Source organism: uncultured Caldilinea sp. (assembly GCF_937128415.1).
Classification (GTDB): Bacteria; Chloroflexota; Anaerolineae; order Caldilineales; family Caldilineaceae; genus Caldilinea.
In genome coordinates, this window is record NZ_CAKZMJ010000109.1 from 1 (window position 1) to 18,654 (window position 18,654).

13 protein-coding genes are annotated in these 18,654 nt (G+C 59.6%); 5 read left to right on the forward strand and 8 right to left on the reverse strand.

Features of this window, described 5'->3' with window-relative positions; translation table 11 throughout:
- Positions 1-201: 201 nt before the first annotated feature.
- The 4 genes from yicI to Q0367_RS20495 all read right to left on the reverse strand — a co-directional run bounded on the left by yicI (position 202) and on the right by Q0367_RS20495 (position 5,772).
- A complete protein-coding gene (gene yicI / locus Q0367_RS20480; protein ID WP_298984457.1) occupies positions 202-2,520 on the reverse strand; it encodes an alpha-xylosidase in 2,319 nt (772 codons plus the stop codon).
- Positions 2,521-2,556: 36 nt separating this feature from the next.
- Positions 2,557-3,399 (reverse strand): carbohydrate ABC transporter permease, encoded by an 843-nt coding sequence (locus tag Q0367_RS20485; protein WP_298984459.1) that lies wholly within the window; start codon positions 3,397-3,399, stop codon positions 2,557-2,559.
- Entirely contained in the window at positions 3,396-4,331 is a 936-nt protein-coding gene (locus Q0367_RS20490) for a carbohydrate ABC transporter permease (protein ID WP_298984462.1), read from the reverse strand. Before Q0367_RS20490 ends, Q0367_RS20485 begins: the two co-directional genes overlap by 4 nt.
- Positions 4,332-4,485: 154 nt before the next feature.
- Positions 4,486-5,772, reverse strand: coding sequence for a sugar ABC transporter substrate-binding protein (locus Q0367_RS20495; RefSeq protein WP_298984465.1), 1,287 nt, complete (start codon positions 5,770-5,772; stop codon positions 4,486-4,488).
- Between the two features lie 411 nt (positions 5,773-6,183).
- Between Q0367_RS20495 and Q0367_RS20500 the strand changes: the two genes are divergently transcribed.
- From Q0367_RS20500 to Q0367_RS20520, 5 genes are all read left to right on the forward strand, one after another.
- Positions 6,184-7,545, forward strand: a complete 1,362-nt coding sequence (locus Q0367_RS20500; protein WP_298984468.1) for an SUMF1/EgtB/PvdO family nonheme iron enzyme — start codon at positions 6,184-6,186, stop codon at positions 7,543-7,545.
- 135 nt (positions 7,546-7,680) lie between these two features.
- Positions 7,681-8,547: a 3'(2'),5'-bisphosphate nucleotidase CysQ gene (locus Q0367_RS20505; RefSeq protein ID WP_297638813.1), complete on the forward strand. Its 867-nt coding sequence runs from the start codon at positions 7,681-7,683 to the stop codon at positions 8,545-8,547.
- Positions 8,548-8,557: 10 nt separating this feature from the next.
- On the forward strand, positions 8,558-9,988 hold the full coding sequence (purB, locus tag Q0367_RS20510) for an adenylosuccinate lyase (protein WP_297638810.1): 1,431 nt from the start codon (positions 8,558-8,560) through the stop codon (positions 9,986-9,988).
- Positions 9,985-11,094 carry an SAM-dependent methyltransferase gene (locus Q0367_RS20515; RefSeq protein ID WP_297638807.1) on the forward strand — a complete coding sequence of 370 codons (1,110 nt, stop codon included), beginning with the start codon at positions 9,985-9,987 and terminating at the stop codon, positions 11,092-11,094. The genes purB and Q0367_RS20515 overlap by 4 nt, the downstream gene beginning before the upstream one ends.
- A 251-nt stretch (positions 11,095-11,345) precedes the next feature.
- Entirely contained in the window at positions 11,346-12,593 is a 1,248-nt protein-coding gene (locus tag Q0367_RS20520) for a hypothetical protein (RefSeq protein WP_297638804.1), read from the forward strand.
- A gap of 105 nt (positions 12,594-12,698) precedes the next feature.
- Here the strand turns inward: Q0367_RS20520 and Q0367_RS20525 are convergent, their stop codons facing one another.
- The 4 genes from Q0367_RS20525 to uvrA form a co-directional block, all read right to left on the reverse strand.
- Positions 12,699-13,301, reverse strand: a complete 603-nt coding sequence (locus Q0367_RS20525; protein WP_298984473.1) for a Uma2 family endonuclease — start codon at positions 13,299-13,301, stop codon at positions 12,699-12,701.
- A gap of 50 nt (positions 13,302-13,351) precedes the next feature.
- Complete coding sequence (locus tag Q0367_RS20530) at positions 13,352-13,963, reverse strand: Uma2 family endonuclease (protein WP_297638798.1); 612 nt, start codon at positions 13,961-13,963, stop codon at positions 13,352-13,354.
- A 120-nt stretch (positions 13,964-14,083) separates the two neighbouring features.
- Positions 14,084-15,238: a hypothetical protein gene (locus Q0367_RS20535; RefSeq protein ID WP_297638795.1), complete on the reverse strand. Its 1,155-nt coding sequence runs from the start codon at positions 15,236-15,238 to the stop codon at positions 14,084-14,086.
- A gap of 208 nt (positions 15,239-15,446) precedes the next feature.
- Positions 15,447-18,494 (reverse strand): excinuclease ABC subunit UvrA, encoded by a 3,048-nt coding sequence (gene uvrA / locus Q0367_RS20540; RefSeq protein WP_298984477.1) that lies wholly within the window; start codon positions 18,492-18,494, stop codon positions 15,447-15,449.
- Between the last annotated feature and the right edge of the window lie 160 nt (positions 18,495-18,654).

Consider the following 18,654-nt stretch of genomic DNA (forward strand, 5'->3'; position numbering starts at 1 on the left):
CAGGTGCGCATCCTGGAGTTGCTAGGCTTGTCGCCTGCCGTCTACACCGCCCTGGCCCAAAATTGAGCAATGTCACCTTTTTTCAGCGAATGAACAGAGCTAAGCTAGAGATTGGCAAATAAAAGGAGATCACGATTTTTGAGCGCAGGGCGGCAGCCTATTATCGCCGCTCTGCGCATCTTAGTGGCGAAGGCTTGGAGTCTAGGCGAGTATGACTTGAACGGTTGTTGCGTCGTCTTCTGGCATGATAAGCGCACCTTCATCGGCGACTTGCATAATTCCACCTATCACTGAAGCAAGTGATTGGACTCCTGCTAGCAAAATACGCCACTGTTGAGGCTCACCCTCCCAAGAGATGGTAACCACGCTTCCCCAGCGCTGAACGTTGAAAACTACCGCCACCTCGCCTTGAAGCGTAGGAATGACTGTCCTTACCGTAGCGTCATCTTCGAGCTGATAAAGTCGTAACGTGAAACCTACAGAATAATCATAATCAGGGCAATCCTCTCGATCGCTAATAACTAAGGCTGTGTTCGGTCGAACTAGAAGCGGCAGGCTGAAGAAATCATACCTCTCACGCAGCCAACGCCCCCCTTCAACCGATCTCCCTGTGAAGAAATGCGTCCATCGACCCGCAGGAAGATAATACTCCACCCAGCCATCATAGGTGAAGATTGGCGCCACGAGCAGCGACTCTCCCAGCATGTATTGACGATCCAAAGTGGCGCTGGCGGGGTCATCGGGAAATTCCAGGAGCATTGGGCGCATGATCGGGAGCCCGCGCGTATGCGCCTGACGTGCGGCTTCGTACAGATAAGGCATTAGGCGGCATTTTAGCTTGGTGAAGAAACGCAACACGTCCACTGCCTCCTCATCAAAGAGCCAAGGGACGCGATAAGATTCATTGCCATGCAACCTGCTGTGCGATGAGAGTAGACCAAAGGCGCACCAACGTTTATAGACCGCTGGTGGCGCGGTTTTCTCGAATCCACTGATGTCATGGCTCCAAAAGCCAAAACCGCACATAGAAAGCGACAAGCCGCCGCGCAGCGTTTCAGCCATAGATTCGAAGGAAGCGGTGTTATCGCCGCCCCAATGCACCGGAAATTGTTGGCAACCGGCCGTGGCCGAACGAGCGAAGACAATGGCGTTTCCCTTGCCGTGCGTTTCTTCTAGAAGACGAAAAACGGTTTCGTTGTAAAGGTAGGTGTAATAATTATGCATTTTTATAGGATCTGAACCGTCGTAGTAAACCACGTCGGTAGGGATGCGCTCACCGAAATCAGTTTTGAAGCAATCTACACCCATATCGAGTAGCCGTTGCAATTTCTCTGCGTACCAACGTCGCGCCTCAGGGTTGGTAAAATCGACCAATCCCATGCCCGCCTGCCATCGATCCCACTGCCATACGTCTCCGTCCGGCCGTTTGAGAAGATATCCTTTTTCCATTCCCTCATCGAACAGTGGGGACTTTTGGGCAACGTACGGATTGATCCAGACGCAGATGTGCAACCCTCGCTCTTTGAGTCGCCGCAACATTGCCTCTGGGTCAGAAAAAAGGCGTCGATCCCATTCAAAATCGACCCATTGAAATTCTTTCATCCAAAAGCAATCAAAATGGAAGACATGCAATGGAATGTTGCGGTCGGCCATCCCCTGAATGAAGCTGGTGACGGTTTCTTCGTCGTAGGAGGTTGTGAATGAAGTGCTCAACCATAAGCCAAAAGACCATGCGGGAGGGAGAGCCGGACGCCCTGTCAGCGCAGTGTAACGTTCTAGGACTTCTTTCGGGGTTGGTCCATAAATGAAGAAGTAATCGAGTTGTTCGCCTGGTGTACTGAACTGGACGCGATTGACTTTTTCGGAGCCAATCTCAAACGATACTAATTCTGGATGATTGACGAAAACGCCGTAGCCGCGGTTGGTTAAATAGAAGGGTATATTTTTGTACGCCAGCTCGCTGCTAGTGCCGCCATCCTCATGCCAAAGATCGACTACTTGGCCGTTTTTTACAAAAGGTGTGAAGCGCTCACCAAGACCATAGACGCATTCACCTACTCCCAGGTTCAGTTGTTCGAGCATAAAGCGACCTTCGGGTGTATCAACAAAGCCCATTGCCTGTTCAGCGCTACTTGTGATCAACCGGTCGTTATCCATAAAATCGATGCGCCATCGATCACCTTTAGATACGCGCACCGACAACTTGCCGCTCGTCAGGGTGGCGGCATCTTCGTTGTCTTCCGTTACAATCGCTGTGGGTTGGGCAAAAATTTGAAAATGCGGCGCATGCACACGCCGGCCTTTATGATGAACCACTTGAACGCGTATGACGTTCGGCAGCGGCGAAGTGAACCGGATAGTTAACATAGGAAGATTAATCGTCTCAAAACGATGGCGCACATGTTTAGTGAGCGCATAAATTGTCAGCCCGGCGACGTCTGTTTCAACTTCTAACACTTGCATCGGGTGAAAAGGCGTGACACCGGGACGCATATCCCAGTAACCAGCAGTAAATTTCATGATCGTTTCTGCTCCTTTTCTTTATTTTTGAGTTCGTTACTCCTTGACAGCGCCAGTCGTTAATCCGCTGACAATATAGCGCTGCAGACTGGCGAAGATAATGATGATGGGGATGGCAATCGTCGTGGCAACAGCCATAAGTTTGTTCCATTCCGTACCATACTGGCCGATAAATTTATTGAGGGCTGCAGTCGCGGGTTGAATCATCTCATTGGTAGTGAGTGTCATGGCAAATAAAAATTCTCCCCATCCCATGAGAAAGGCAAACACTGCCACTGTGAGCAGGCCAGGCTGAACAAGCGGCAAGATGACGCGCGCGAAAGCACCGAATTGAGTGCATCCGTCGATCTGTGCTGCCGCCTCCAGCTCGCGCGGCACGGTCAAGAAGAAAGGTCGCAACAAAATCACGGCGAAAGGCAACGTAAAGGTGGTGTTAGCTAAAATGAGCGCAGGATAGGAGTTGATTAGGCCGATCCGGCTAAACACAACGAACAGAGGCGTTGCAATGACAATGGCCGGCAGCAACTGCGTGATTAGAAGTAAGAGAATTGCTAATGTTGCGCCGCGCAGTTTGAGGCGTGCTAAAGCGTATGCAGCTGGCGCGGCAAGCACCAATGTCAGCAACATGGTACCAAGCCCTACAATTGCGCTGTTAAGAATTGAGCGAAGCGTCAATGGGTTATTCCATACTGCCTCACGATAAGCGCTTAGAATCGGCGGCCAGGGGATAATCTGCGGCGGTGATGCATAGACCGCAGCGTTTGTCTTGAGCGAAGTTGCTGCCATCCAGTACACAGGAAAAAGATACCCTGCGACAAGAAACCCGGCAAACAACGTCCATCCCAACCCTGAACGGCGCAGCACGTTCCATCCATTCATGCCATGACATCCTCTCGTCGACTGAACCACAAATAACCGATGGCCGCCAGGCTCAGCGGCGCCAGCAGCAGGATCGCTGCAGCTGCGCCTTCTCCGAACCGAAAGAAATTAAAAGAGAGTTGATATACATATATCGGGAGCACGGTGGTCGCATCCACCGGCCCTCCACGCGTCATGACGTAAATGAGATCAAAAACTTTAAACGTGTAAATAATCCCCAACAACAATACGCTGAGCGCCACCGGACGCATAAGCGGCAGCGTGATGTACCGAAAACTCTGCCTTGAGGAGGCGCCGTCAATGCTAGCCGCTTCATAAAGCGAGCGTGGAATGCTTTGCAAGCCTGGTAACAACAGAATCATGTTGAACGGAACACCAACCCAGATGTTGGCAATGATAGTGGCCAGCAAGGCAGTTTGTGGCTCAATTAGCCAAAAACGTGGAGAAGACATCAGCCCCAGGCTCTGCAATGCATAGTTGATGATACCGTTTCCTCCATCGAACATCCAGCGAAAAACGCTGCCGCTTACGACGGTAGGAAGCATCCAACCCAACAACATGAGCGCACGCAATATCTGATTGCCTGGAAAGGAACGATTAAAGAGCAACGCCAGCGCAAAACCAATCGTGAATTGAAAGACCAATGATCCGACTGTAAAGATAAGTGAAAGAAGAAACGCTTTTTGAAAGGCCGAGTCTCGCAACACCTTAATATAATTGCCGAGGCCGACAAAAGGCGCTGTATCGGAAAGAAACGTCCCGACGTTGACGTCATATACGCTCATCCGCAGGTTTGCGAAGATAGGATAAATCATTGTCAACACAATGAAGAGCATTGCAGGGGCAATAAACAGATAAGCGCTCCATCTACGCAAAGATTTACGATGCGTTGATCGCTGCACCTCTGTTAGGGTGGGCGTGGATCGTCTCATCAGCATTCTCCCTAGAATGGCGAGGGGAACTCTGTGCTGAGCATTGTATCTGGAGCATAGCGGCGCAGACCTGCAAAAGTTTCAGGCTTTCGGCCTTTATGCATCCTGCAGTCTCTGCGCCGCATAGAAGCCACTTGTTGAACGAACGCCGTAATTACGCAGGCAATAATGGCGTAATTTTGGCCTGCGCTTCAGCCACTGCCGCATCCACTGTCTTCTGTCCGCTGATGGCTGCCTGCAACATCTCCTGAATGGCATTGGAGATTTCCGGATAGTTAGGGCCGTAATTACGCGGCTTAGCGACTTTGAGCTGTTCGATAAACACATTAAGGACCGGATCGCCCGTCCAGGCGACGTCTTGCGCCATGGCTGCATTGCTAGGCAACTTGCCAGCCTGGAGAAGATATGCCTTGAGATTCTCCGGCTCCTGACGCCAGGTCAACAGTCGCCATGCTGCCTCGATGTGAGCAGAGCCTTTGATAATGGCCGTATTTTCTCCTCCCAGGATCGATGCACCCTGCTTCTGCGCTGGCAACGTAGCGACGTCCCAAGATAAGTCCGGAGCTTCCTCCTTGATAACCGGAATCTGCCAAGGGCCGTTCACCATCATCGCCGCCAAACCGTTTACGAATTGTCCCTTAACATCACCCTGCGTCCAGTTTAAAATGCCGCGCGACATATAGCCGTCGTTCACCAAATCCACCCAGAGCTGGAGCGCCGCGCGTCCACCTTCACTGTCCAACGTGGCCAAATCTTCGCCGGTCATCCACAGGAAGGGCAACCACTGGAAGGTGCCTTCTTCGCTCTTCACTGCAGAAACAGCGAAACCATAGCGTTCCCCTTGCGTGAGCGTAGCTGCAGTTTCTTTGAGTTCCTCCCAATTGGTCGGCGGTTGCACCCCGGCCGCTTCGGTAAATGTTTTATTGTACCAGTTGACGAGGCAGTTGCTGTTGTCCGGAATGCCGAAGTTCCTTCCTTGGAAAACGGTCGAAGCCCACGGCCCCGCGAAATAGTTGCTCTCCTGTCCCCACGCCTTAACTACATCGGTTAGATCCGCCAGGATGCCGAGCGCCGCAAAGGAAGAATGGTCTGGGTTATCAATGAGCACCACATCAGGCAATTGCCCGGCGGCAGCGCCTTGCAACAGTTTTTGCTTGAGATCGGCAAATGGAATATAGGTGCGCTCGATCTTGATATCTGGGTGCGCTTCCATGTATTTCGCCATCTGGGTGTCCAGCGCTGCGCCATTGGCATCGCTCATATAATCCCACCATGCGATCGTTATCGCACTTGCCGCAGGTGCTGAGGTTCCAGCTGTAGAAGGCGCAGCATTCCCTCCTGCTGGAGAAGCCGTCGGCGTACACGAGGCGAGAAACACGGCACCAACGCCAAGCGCCATTCCTTCCAAAAATTGCCTTCGTGAAATCCCATGGACATTCATTTGTGTCTCCTTTTTTGTGGATTGAAAATGGTTATAAAACGTTGACACAGATTCGATGATTCTCTCTTCATTTACACAAGATGCCTGTGCAGCTGTGCAAAAAGATCCTACTGCTCCGTTATTCCGTTGCACATGCGAAAGTTCAATGGGATTAGATGCATTGGAGCTGGCACACCTTATTGGTCGAAGCGTTTAGTCGAAACGTTTCGACTAAACGCTTCGACGACACATTAACATAGTTGTGCGTGATTTGTCAATAGCGAAAATTGTAATTTCAGCCCCCCGAAGCGCTGCTCGCAACCGGCCCCGACGAATTCTTCGAGACGGTCGAACAGATTGTGCGTCGCCTGCGAGCGTGAAGACCCGGCCGCTGCGATTTGCACTTCACGCTTCACCCATTACAATGGGCGCATGGGTTTGCGTGAAGAGCGGCGATTCGACCCGAACGCCCCCCTGTTCCCGTCAAACGAAGCCGAAGACGCCGTCGCATGGGAGTATGGCGACGACGTCTCTTTTCGCGCCTCGCCTTCCAGTGCATCGCCCCGCGCAGCGCAGGGCGATGCGCGCGCCCTCGCCGCGCGGCGGGCGCTCAATCACGCGCTCGACGAGTGGTGGCGCCACGGCGCTCTTCCCTCCGACGATCTGCTGCGCGAGGGGTTGTTTGTCCTCCAGGCCGGCCATGACCTCGACGAAAGCCAGCGCACGCTCCTCCTGCGCACGGCGTTGATGCGGCGCCGCGGCATGTTGACCGCGTTGCGCCATCAGACCGATCCGGAGCGCACCGCCCTCGTTTTGCAAGAGGCGCTTCTGCACCCGACGCATCCCCTAGACGCCGAGACCCTACAGAAATTGGTGCGAGAAGACGCCCAGAGCACCCTCTGGGCGCCTGCACTCTCCAGGCTGCTGCAGGAGAGCGCAGCAGGCGCTCCGGAGACGCAAGCGCAGGTTGCGCCCCTGCTTGCTGCACTGACGGAGAAGACTCCGGCCAAAAGCGCAACGCCTCCACTTTGGCTCGAAGGCGAGCCAACCTCTCACCCTAGGGCGCTCTGGCTGCGCGCAGCCCTCTTCGTCCTGTTGACGCTGGCTGTGGTCGCGCTGGCGTGGCGGCTGCGCCCACAGCCGACGGATATGGTCGCAGCGCCCGCAGGTCGATATGTCGTCTCGAGCTGGCCTGACGGCGAGGCGCAAGAAATTATGCTGGAAGCGTTCCTGATCGACCGTTTCGAGGCCACCGTGCGCCAGTATCGAGCCTGCTACGAACGCGGGGCGTGTCCCTGGCCTGCGTCGCCCGCCAGCGCCACGCGGCCCAACTACCTCCTCGATCCGGCTTTCGCCGATTTTCCTATGATCCACGTTGACCATGACAGCGCAGTGCGCTTCTGCACGTTTATGGGCAAGCGTCTGCCGAGCGCAGCCGAATGGGAGGTGGCCGCCGCCTACTCGCCGACGACCGGCCGCATGTATCGCTACCCTTGGGGAGACGAATTTGCAGCGCAAACCGCCAACAGCGCCCTCAGTGGAATCGGCGACACGGTGCAGGTCGGCTCCTATCGTCCCGCCGGCGACAGCCCGTTGGGCGTCAGCGACATGGCGGGCAACGTCGCCGAGTGGACGGCGACCCGCGTAGAGGTGGAAGGGCGCACGTACTATCTGGTGCGCGGCGGCTCCTTTCTCAGCGAACCGACGGCGCTGCGCACGTCGGCGGCCGAGGCGCTCCCTCCCCAGACGTCGGCCGACTGGCTAGGCGTGCGCTGCGCACGCGACGCGCGCTGAGTCCTGCTATAGGCAGGACGGACGCCGGGCCATTGATGCGTGCAACCGCCCTGTTGCAACTTTGCATCCCGCCCATCTTTTGAGTACAGTATCGCACCGAATTCAAAAACAGCGTGGACAAGAGTGAAAGCGGACATGACGGAACGACAAATTGAAACCCTGGATTTGACCAAAGAACTGGAGCTTGTGACCCGACTGGCGCATGAGGCGGCCACCATCGTCAACACCTTTTATATCGGCTCCTCTGAGGTGCGCTACAAATCCGACGATGAGCCGGTGACCGAAGCCGACCGCAGCGCCAATCAGCACATCGTGGCGCGACTGCGCGCCGCCTTTCCCGAGGATGGCATCCTCTCCGAGGAATCCAAGGACGACCTCAGCCGCCTGCATAAGTCGCGGGTTTGGATTGTCGACCCGCTCGACGGCACGAAGGAGTTCATCGCCCGCAACGGCGAGTTCTCCATCATGATCGGTCTGGCCATCGAAGGTCGGCCTGTGCTGGGCGTGATTCAACAGCCTGCCACCGGCCTCCTCTACGCCGGCGTCGTCGGCCAGGGAGCGTACATGATCGAAGATGGAGAACGCATCGACCTGCGCGTCAGCGACTGCGCCAACCTGCGCGACATGATTATGGTCAGCAGCCGCAGCCATCGCCAGCAGATCGTCGACGTCATCCGCGCCCGGCTCAATATCACGCGCGAACGCGTCTCGGGCAGCGTGGGGCTGAAAGTCGGGCTGATCACCCGCCAGCTCGCCGACCTCTACATTCACCCCAGCCCTGGCTGCAAGGAGTGGGATCTGTGCGCACCCCAGGCGCTGCTCGAGGCGGCCGGAGGGCGCATCACCGACTGTTGGGGCAATCCGCTGCGTTACAACCAACGCGACGTGCGCGCCCACAATGGTCTGGTCGCCACCAACGGCGTCTTGCACGACCAGGTGGTCGAGGTCGTGGCGGCGGTCTGCGAAGAATTCGGTTACAATCAGGACGATGGATTCTGGTGATGGAGGAGTGATGGCGACCGTGTTCGACCACGAAACCTACCTCTCTCCCCTCACCTGGCGCTACGGCGGCGAAGCCATGCGCAGGCTGTGGAGTGAAGCGCACAAGCGCCGCCTCTTGCGGCGCTTCTGGGTCGCCCTGGCCGAGGCGCAACACGAGGCCGGCCTCGTCACCGCCGAGCAGGTGGCCGATTTGCGCGCGCACCAAGACGACATCGACATCGCAGCCGCCGAAGCGATCGAGCGCGAGATTCGCCATGACCTGATGGCGGAGATCAAGACCTACGCGGCGCAATGCCCGGTGGGCGGCCCCATCATCCACCTGGGCGCCACCTCCATGGATGCGCTCGACAACGTCGACGCCTTGCGGCTACGCGCTGCGCTCGACCTGATCCTTGCGACGCTCGAACAGGCGCTGGCCGCGCTCGCCGACCGCATCGAGGCCGAAGCGCACACGGTCACAATCGCCTTCACCCACCTTCAGCCGGCGGAGCCGACCACGCTCGGCTATCGGCTGGCGCAGTTTGGGCAGGATTTGCTGATCGATCTGGAAGAGCTGCGCCGCGTGCGTGCGGGAGTGCGCGGCAAAGGGCTGAAAGGCGCCGTCGGCGCCAGCGCCAGCTACGCCCACCTGCTCGAAGGCACGAGCTGGACGCCCCGCCAGCTTGAAGAACGGGTGATGGCGAAGCTTGGCCTGGAAGCCTTCCCCGTCGCTACGCAGACCTATCCGCGCAAGCAGGACTGGCTGGTTCTTAATGCGCTGGCCGGCCTTTGCGCAACGCTTCATAAATTTGCGTTCGATCTGCGCATCTTGCAAAGTCCTCCCTTCGGAGAATGGAGCGAACCTTTCGGCGAAAAACAGGTCGGCTCCAGCGCCATGCCCTTCAAACGCAACCCGATCGTCGCCGAGAACATCGACAGCCTGACGCGGCTGGTGGCCGCCCTGCCGCGCGTGGCGTGGGATAACGCCGCGCTCAGCCTGCTCGAGCGCACGCTCGACGACTCGGCCAACCGCCGCCTGCTGCTGCCGGAGGCGTTCCTGCTCACCGATGAGGCGTTGCAACGCGCGCTGCGCCTCATCGAAGGGATGCGCTTCTGGAGCGGCGCCATCCAGCGCAACCTGCGAGACTACGGCGTCTTCGCCGCTACCGAGCGCGTGTTGATGGAGGCGGTGCGCGCCGGCGGCGATCGCCAGGCGCTGCATGAAGCGATCCGCCAACAGAGCCTGGCGGCGTGGGCGGCGGTGCAGGAGGGCAAACCCAACCCTCTCGCCGAGCTGCTGGCAAGCGATGAGCGCATCACCCGCTACGTGCCCGCCGCAGCCTTGCCTGCGCTGCTCGACGCCAGCGCACACGTGGGCGACGCGGCGGAGCGAGCGCTGGCGCTGGCGGCGCAGATTCGCGCTGCGTTAAAGCAACCGAACGCCACAACGACCGTCCCGTGACAACCGAAACCCTCGTCATCCTCACCTGCGACGACGGCTCCATCGACCTGGCGATGGAGGAGCTGCACGCTGCGGCGTCCGGCGCAGCGCTGCAGGCGACGCTGGCCCCTGGCGTGCTGCTGGTGGAGGCCGGCGTCCCTTTTTCTGTGCTGGCCGCCCATTGGCGCAGCGAACCGCCAATTTTCGTGCGTCATATGATGCCCGTGCAGGCGATTTTGCCGCTGGGCGGCCACGTCGGCGACCCGGCCTTTCTTGCGCGTGCGCTGCCGCCCCTGCTGCCGCCGCTCGCCCCCACCCTTCCCTTTTCGGTGCAGACGCGCTTGCTGGCCGCGTTGCCCTATAAACCTTTCGATGTCAACACAGCGCTGGCCGGGGCGTTGAGCAGCGAAGGCGGCCCTCCGCTTGACGTGCGCGCGCCGCAGCAGATCGTCTCGGTTGTTTGCGCCGAGGCGCCTCTGCGCCAACAGGAGGGCGTCTGGACGATCGCAAGCGCAGGCGAGAACCGCAAGCCGCGCCTGGCCGCTCTGGCCGGCGTCTCCCTCGCCGCAGAGAATCTGTCGAGCTGGGCGGGCGGGATGCGTCGCTTCGCCCGCGAGGAGGGGCAGATCAGTCGCGCGGAATTTAAGCTGCTGGAGGCGTTCGAGGTTTTTGGGCTGGACCTGCCTCCACGCGGCGTGGCGCTCGACTTGGGCGCGTCGCCGGGAGGATGGACGCGCGTACTGCGCCAGCGCGGCCAGTACGTGACCGCCGTCGATCCGGGCGAGCTGGACCCTCGGCTGGCCAACGACCGCGGCGTCCGCCATCTCCGCATGACCGCCGAGCAGTATCTCCGGCAAGGCCCCGACCTCTACGACCTGATCGTCAACGACATGCGCATGGACGCGCGCGACTCGGCGCGGCTGATGGTCGCCTTTGCGCCCTATCTGCGCCCACACGGCTGGGCCCTGATGACGTTGAAATTGCCGGAGCAGCAGCGTCGTCCTGTGCTCGACCAGGCTTTCGCCATCCTGCGCAAGGCGTATCGCATCGCCGGCGCGCGCCAGTTGTTTCACAATCGCAGCGAGATCACGGTCTGGCTGTCGCCGTTGGAGAAAGAAAGGTCGTAGTTGCAGTCACCGACTTCCAAGTCAACGGGCCGCGAACGCGCTGTCAAAGTCAAAGACGCCTGACCGAACCTGTAGTTGCATCGCTTCTTTGCTTCCTCGTTTGTAAGCCGTTATGCTGCAGGGAGAGCGTTTTCTGTGGATGATGAAGGGCAGAAAACCAGATGTGAAAAGCTGGAGGTTTTATGAACAGGCGCTGCTTCCCTGCCGGCTTTGCATATGCAAAAGCGCTTCAAAGGGTTCGAGCAATCTTTGTGGTTGGGCTAATCGCAACTGCGCTGTTCGTGAGCGCAGGTTGTTCGTCCGGACTGACGCCCGATCGTTTCCAACAGCAGGTGCAGCGGTTGCTGACGCAGACGCGGCTGGCGCGTGAGGCCGCCTCTCCCCCCCTCAGCCCAGAGCATCAGGTTCTGGTCGTTGGCGCAGACGGCAATCTGTTCTTGATCGACGCCATCGGTGGGCAGCGTTTTGCGTTAACCGTCGACGCTTCGCCTCGGCGCCAATATTTGCAGCCTGCCTGGTCGCCTGATGGAGAGCGCATCGCCTGGACGCGCCTGGAGGGCGGCGACAGCGCTGTAGAGGTCAGTCGTTTCGATGGCGGCGAGCGTCGCTCAGTCGCCACGTCGTTCCCGGCCTTCTATTTCTTTTGGAGTCCCGACGGCGACCATCTCGCCTTTCTGAGCAACTGGGTGGCGATGAACCGCCCCACGATTGCGCTGCGCCTCGTCGAGCTGCAGGAAGAGACTCTCAACGTACGCACACTGGCGGAAGGGCGCCCTCTGTACTTTTCCTGGTCGCCCGATGGAAAAACGCTGTTGACCCACATCGACGGCGAACGCATCGAGCTCTTGAAACTCAACGGCGAGGTGGAGCCGCTGGAGATCACAGCTGCGCAGTTCTCCGCTCCTCAGTGGGCGGCGGATGGAGAGCGACTGATTTACGCGGTCGCTGACGGTCGCCAGCGCCTGATCGTCGCCGACCGCGCCGGGCGAGAGTTGGTCGAGCTGACCGATTACACAGGGCGGATCGCTTTTTCCCTCAGCCCGGACGGCGCGCAGGTGGCCTATGTTGTGACCGATGATCCCTCGCGATGGAGCGTTTTCGGCCCTCTTTATGTGGTCGATGTAGAAACGCTGCGCACCCGCGAGGTGACGGACGACCCTGTGCTGGCTTTTTACTGGAGCCCGGATGGGAGACGCCTGGCCTATCTAACGTTGGAGTTCGCCGATGGCAGGCTAGGGCTGCGTTGGCATGTGTGGGAGGGCCGTCGCGTTGCGAAATACGCCTTCTTCCTCCCTTCCAGCGTTTTTGTGGAGAATTATCTGCCCTTCTTTGACCAGTATGCGCAGAGTCACCGCATCTGGTCGCCCGCAGGCGACGCTTTTGTCTTTGCCGGCGCGCTGCAAGATGGTCGCAGCGGCGTTTGGGTGCAGGATGTGATCGCAGGCGGAGAGCCGCGCCTGCTCGGTCCTGGGGTGCTTGCGAGTTACTCGCCAAGATGAAATGAAATGCATGTTGCATGTTCCGTAAAGAGACGCTTCACGGAACGCGCAACATCCACTCTCCGACGTCGGTCCAGTTGATCGATCAAGCATCTGCGAAACTCGTCACGGCGCGTCGAGCACGTCGTCCACCGGAGCCTGCAGGTCGGGATAGTACGCTGAGACGGCGATCTCTCCACGGCCAAAGACACCGTGTTCGACGTAGCGGTCGCTTTCCAGCTTCAGCACAGTGATCGTCTCCGCTTGTGGATCGACGATCCAGTATTCGGGGATGCCCGCCTGCGCATACTCCTGCCGTTTGACCACCAGGTCTCGCTCGCGGTCGTCGGGCGAGACGACTTCCACCACCAAGTCCGCGCCGGTCCAGTACGCCTCCTGCCGACGCGGATCCGAAGCGTAATTGATGAACAGCAGGTCTGGCTCTCGAATCTTGTTGGGATAGAGTCGCAGCCGTAAAGGCGCCATGCGAACGATTCCGCCTGTGGCGTCGGCGAGCTTCCGGAAAAGCACGAAGAGAAAACCTACAATAGCCTGATGTCTGTCGCTCGGCATGGGCAGCACCTCGATATAGCCGTTGGAGAATTCAACCAACTGGTTCGTGTCCAGGCGCAGATACTCCTCCTCGCTCCAGGCGCCCTGGGCAGGGAAGAGCAACGCCACCTCCCACGCCGGCTGCGGCTCTGTAGTTGGATGCGTTGCATGAATCATCGAGAACCCTCCTTCCCACAACTCTGCCCATGATCCATCTGCGAAACTCGTCACGGCGCGTCGAGCACGTCGTCCACCGGAGCCTGCAGGTCGGGATAGTACGCTGAGACGGCGATCTCTCCACGGCCAAAGACACCGTGTTCGACGTAGCGGTCGCTTTCCAGCTTCAGCACAGTGATCGTCTCCGCTTGTGGATCGACGATCCAGTATTCGGGGATGCCCGCCTGCGCATACTCCTGCCGTTTGACCACCAGGTCTCGCTCGCGGTCGTCGGGCGAGACGACTTCCACCACCAAGTCCGCGCCGGTCCAGTACGCCTCCTGCCGACGCGGATCCGAAGCGTAATTGATGAACAGCAGGTCTGGCTCTCGAATCTTGTTGGGATAGAGTCGCAGCCGTAAAGGCGCCATGCGAACGATTCCGCCTGTGGCGTCGGCGAGCTTCCGGAAAAGCACGAAGAGAAAACCTACAATAGCCTGATGTCTGTCGCTCGGCATGGGCAGCACCTCGATATAGCCGTTGGAGAATTCAACCAACTGGTTCGTGTCCAGGCGCAGATACTCCTCCTCGCTCCAGGCGCCCTGAGCAGGGAAGAGCAACGCCACCTCCCACGCCGGCTGCGGCTCCATGGTCGGATCTTGTTTGTGCATCGATCTGGTCACTGAGAATCCTCCTGCCCTACAACGTCGCCAATCCCAATTGCGAGTGTGGGGCGCATGTAGTATAGCGAAGAATGGGTGACGGGTAAAAAAAGGTCTGCAAACATGACCGACCTCTGATCCTCACCGCAGATATTGCGAATACGGATACACCTGCCACTTTTGCAACTCTCGTCCCTTGCAGTAGACCCGCGTCGCCGACCAGCTTTGCACGTAATTCCACAACTGCCAGAAGGCGCCCATTTCGCTTTTGCGAAAGGCCACGCGGTAGACCAGATGGCGGTCTTCGTCGAGCAATTGCATGAAGCCCGCGCGTTTCTGGGCGAGACGCAGCACAAAGGGGAAGTATTCGGAGCGGCTCTGGCGAAATTCGAGGATGATGTGGGCAAGTGCGAGCTCTTCCTGCGTTTTGTTGTCGCCTGCGTCGGCTGCTGCCTCGGCGTCCACCGGCTGCGCTTCGGCGGCGTCGATGGCCGTCAGTTCACCGAGAAGCGGCTCCAGGGCGCGTCGCAGGTCGGGTTGGGGCAGGTGGATGCGTAGGTCGCGGTGCTGGCAGCGCCAGGGGCGGGGCGTGCGCGCCGTCCCGCCTAGCGTCTGCAGCGCATGCCGCAGGGGCTCCTCGCCGAGCGCCGCAGTCAGAGAATGCAGCCGCAGCGCCAGCGCAGATTCGGAAAGCTTCACCGCTGCGCGCCCCCATGCCTCCAGCACTTGTCCGGCTTCGGCGGCGCTCAGCGGCGTCGCAAGCAGCGCCTGCAGGCCAAGGGCGACGCCGGTCAGCTCGACCGGCATCGACGCCGCTGCGATCCACTCCGCCAACAGCGCGCCGTCCTGGCGCAGCCATGCGGCCAGCAGCGCCGTCCGCCAAAAGCCCGGGTTCTGGCTCCACGCGTCGCTGTCGCGCAGACGTCGAAGCTCGGTCAGAGCGGCGTCCGCAGCTTCGCCCCCTTCCAGCAGGCGCACTTCGAGATTGGCGAGGTAGAGCTGTTGAAACGCAAGCGGCGCAGGCGTGAGCGGCGTCTCCACCCAGGCGAGAAACCGGCCGCGCTGGCGAGAGGTGAAGGCGTTGTAGCTCAACCCTGCGGCCGGCGCAGGCTCGTTAGAAGGAGGTCCCTCAAAACTGCCTCTGGCGACGCTGAGCGTTGGGTCGAGCAGGGCGTAATCTTCTTCGGGAGAGGGGGCGACGCAGGAAACCGCAACGGGCACGCCGCGCAGTTGAGCGTCGGCCACCACCGTCGCCAGTGAACGATCGCGGCCCGCTATGCGGATCAGTGAGTTCATATTGCGTACAACCAAGCACTCGCCAGCTCAGGCGCTCATCTTCCAGGGAATGCGTGGCAAGCACACATAATTGCACATAAACGACGCCGCGCCGACGGGAGTTTCTCAACCGCAACGGCAGCCCGCAGTCGCCGGCGCATGGCAATCGGACATAAATGCGCCACGCCGACGGGAGTTTCTCAACCGTAGCTCGCAGCCGCCGGTGCGCTCAAGCCACCACCGCATAATTCTCCTCATAATTCTCCTCGCGCAGCATGGGCGCAAGATATTGCCCGGTGTAGCTGCGCGGGTTGGCGGCGACGTGCTCCGGCGCGCCTTCGGCGATCACGTAGCCGCCCTTGACGCCGCCCTCCGGCCCCATGTCGATGATCCAGTCGCAGTTCTTGATCACGTCCAGGTTATGCTCGATCACCAACACGGTGTTGCCTTTGTTGACCAGCTCATGCAGCACGTTGAGCAGCTTGCGCACGTCTTCAAAATGCAGGCCGGTCGTCGGCTCGTCCAGGATGTAGAGCGTGTTGCCGGTGGCGCGACGGCTCAGCTCCTTCGAGAGCTTGATGCGCTGCGCCTCGCCGCCGGAAAGCGTCGTCGCCGGCTGACCGATCTTAATGTAGCCCAGGCCAACCGCATTGAGCGTCTCCAGCTTGTTGCGGATGCGCGGAATGTTCTGGAAGAACTCCAACCCCTCTTCGACGGTCATATCCAGCACATCGGCGATCGACTTGCCGCGGTACTTGATTTCCAGCGTCTCGCGGTTGTAGCGACGGCCTTTGCACTCTTCGCAAGGCACGTAGACGTCGGGCAAAAATTGCATCTCGATGCGAATGATGCCGTCGCCCTGGCACGCCTCGCAGCGCCCGCCCTTGACGTTGAATGAGAAGCGCCCCGGCTTGTACCCGCGCGCCTTGGCGTCGGTCAGGCTGGCGAAGAGGTCGCGGATGTCGGTGAAGAGGCCAACGTAGGTGGCCGGGTTGCTGCGCGGGGTGCGGCCGATCGGACTCTGGTCGATGTCGATCACCTTGTCGATGTGCTCGACGCCTTCGATGGCGTCATGCGCGCCGGGTCGGTCCTTGGCGCGGTACATGATCTGCGCCAGCTTCTTGTACAGCACCTCGATCACCAACGTCGATTTGCCGCTGCCGCTGACGCCGGTGACGGCCACCAGCTTGCCCAGCGGGATGCGCACATCCACGTTTTTCAGGTTGTTTTCGCGCGCGCCTTTGATGAACAGATACTTGCCGTTGCCCTCGCGGCGCATCTGCGGCACCGGAATGCGCAGCTCTCTGCGCAGATATTTGGCCGTCAGGCTGTGGGGGCAGTGGATGAACTCCTCGCGCGGGGCCGAGCAGACGACGTGACCGCCGTGCTCGCCGGCGCCGGGCCCCATGTCCACCACCCAGTCCGCGGCGCGGATGGTGTCCTCGTCGTGTTCAACCACGAGCACCGTGTTGCCGAGGTCGCGCATGCCCTTAAGCGTTTCGATCAGGCGGGCGTTGTCCCGCTGATGCAGGCCAATGCTCGGCTCGTCGAGGATGTAGAGCACGCCCATCAGCTGGCTGCCGATCTGCGTCGCCAGGCGGATGCGTTGACTTTCGCCGCCGGAGAGCGTCACCGCCGTGCGGTCAAGCGTCAGGTAATCCAGCCCGACGTTGACCATAAATTGTAGTCGCGCCGCAATTTCCTTGAGCACCTGGTGCGCAATGGCGCGTTGGCGCGGCGTCAAAGGGGAAGGCAAGATGGCGGAATCGACCGAGCCGTTGCCGTTCGCCGACGCGACGCCCCCCGTCTCTCCTCTCCCATCCCCCGCTCTCCACTCTCCTGCTTTCTGGCTCTCGCTGCTCTCGACTCTTTCTCCCCGCAGCCACTGCACCCACGCCAGCGACTCGCTGACCGGCATGCGCGTGACTTCCCAGATGTTCTTGCCGGCGATGGTCACGGCCAGCGCCTCGGGGCGCAGTCGCTTGCCGCCGCAGGTGGGGCAGGGGCGCACGCTCATGAACTCTTCCAGCTTTGCGCGAATGTACTCGCTCGTGGTCTCTTGATAGCGGCGCTGAAGGTTGGGAATGACGCCGCTGAAGGTGGTCTCGTAGTAGCGCAGCTCACCCTGGCTGTTGGTGTAGTCGATGCGAATCTTCTCGCCTTTGGTGGGCGTGCCCCAGAGGAGGATGTCGCGCTGTTTCAGGCTGAGCTTTTTGACCGGCGTTCGTGCCGGGATGCCATACTGTTTGCAGACGGCGCGCAAAATCTGGCGATAGTAGCCTTCGCTCTCCTCTTCGTTCTGCCGTCGCCAGGGGATAATGGCGCCATCCTCAATCGAAAGCTCCTCGTCGAGCACCAGCTCTGGATCGAACTCTTGCAACGCGCCGAGGCCGGTGCAGGTGGGACAGGCGCCGTGGGGGCTGTTGAAGCTGAAGGTGCGCGGCTCGATCTCCGGCAAGCTGGCGCCGCACTTGATGCAGGCGAAGTGCTCGCTGAAGGTGCGGTCAACCGGATGGTTGCGGTCGGTGACGTCCGAGACGATGAGCACGCCTTCGCCCAGCTTCAACGCCGTCTCCACCGAGTCGGCCAGCCGCGTCAGGTCGGTGCCGGTCGGCTCGCCCGCTGCGTCGACGCCCGGCGGCTGCACGATGATGCGGTCGATCACCGCCTCGATCGTGTGCATTTTGTAGCGATCCAGCTCAGGGACTTCGGTGACTTCGTAGATCTCGCCGTTGACGCGCACGCGCATGTAGCCTTGCTTTTGCAAGCTCTCGAAGACCGACTTGTGGTTGCCCTTGCGGTCTTTGATGATCGGCGCCAGGATCAACAGCCGGCTGCCGGCCGGCATCTCCATGATGCTGTCCACGATCTGCGTGGGCGTCTGCTGCGTGATCGGCTCGCCGCAGGTGGGGCAGTGCGGCTGCCCAATGCGGGCATAGAGCAGACGCAGATAATCGTAGACTTCCGTCACCGTGCCGACGGTGGAGCGCGGATTGCGACCGGCGCCCTTCTGGTCGATCGAGATGGCGGGGCTCAGCCCTTCGATCTGGTCGACGTTGGGCTTTTCCATCAGCCCCAAAAACTGGCGAGCGTAGGCCGAAAGCGACTCGACGTACCGTCGTTGCCCCTCGGCGTAGATAGTGTCGAAGGCCAGGCTACTCTTGCCGCTGCCGCTCAGGCCGGTGATGACGACCAGTTTGTCGCGGGGAATTTCGAGATCAATGTTTTTGAGGTTGTGCTCGCGCGCGCCGCGCACGATCAATTTGTCCAGCGCCATGGTTGCCTCACCGTCATGCAGACGACTGCATGATAAGACCGCATGATAAAAGCATCGAACAAAAGTTCTTTCAGTATAACCGATGCTACACTCTTCGCACAAAAAACTTTCCAATAAAAAGGACGAGAGTTAAAGCATCCCTCGTCCATCGATCGCTTTC

Bases quoted from the DNA above. Each gene is read 5' to 3' on its own strand.
- Q0367_RS20485 (WP_298984459.1), bottom strand. From the start codon at position 3,399: ATGAATGGATGGAACGTGCTGCGCCGTTCAGGGTTGGGATGGACGTTG.
- yicI (WP_298984457.1), bottom strand. From the start codon at position 2,520: ATGAAATTTACTGCTGGTTACTGGGATATGCGTCCCGGTGTCACGCCT.
- uvrA (WP_298984477.1), bottom strand. From the start codon at position 18,494: ATGGCGCTGGACAAATTGATCGTGCGCGGCGCGCGCGAGCACAACCTC.
- Q0367_RS20500 (WP_298984468.1), top strand. From the start codon at position 6,184: ATGGGTTTGCGTGAAGAGCGGCGATTCGACCCGAACGCCCCCCTGTTC.
- purB (WP_297638810.1), top strand. From the start codon at position 8,558: ATGGCGACCGTGTTCGACCACGAAACCTACCTCTCTCCCCTCACCTGG.
- Q0367_RS20525 (WP_298984473.1), bottom strand. From the start codon at position 13,301: ATGATTCATGCAACGCATCCAACTACAGAGCCGCAGCCGGCGTGGGAG.
- Q0367_RS20505 (WP_297638813.1), top strand. From the start codon at position 7,681: ATGACGGAACGACAAATTGAAACCCTGGATTTGACCAAAGAACTGGAG.
- Q0367_RS20490 (WP_298984462.1), bottom strand. From the start codon at position 4,331: ATGAGACGATCCACGCCCACCCTAACAGAGGTGCAGCGATCAACGCAT.
- Q0367_RS20495 (WP_298984465.1), bottom strand. From the start codon at position 5,772: ATGAATGTCCATGGGATTTCACGAAGGCAATTTTTGGAAGGAATGGCG.
- Q0367_RS20535 (WP_297638795.1), bottom strand. From the start codon at position 15,238: ATGAACTCACTGATCCGCATAGCGGGCCGCGATCGTTCACTGGCGACG.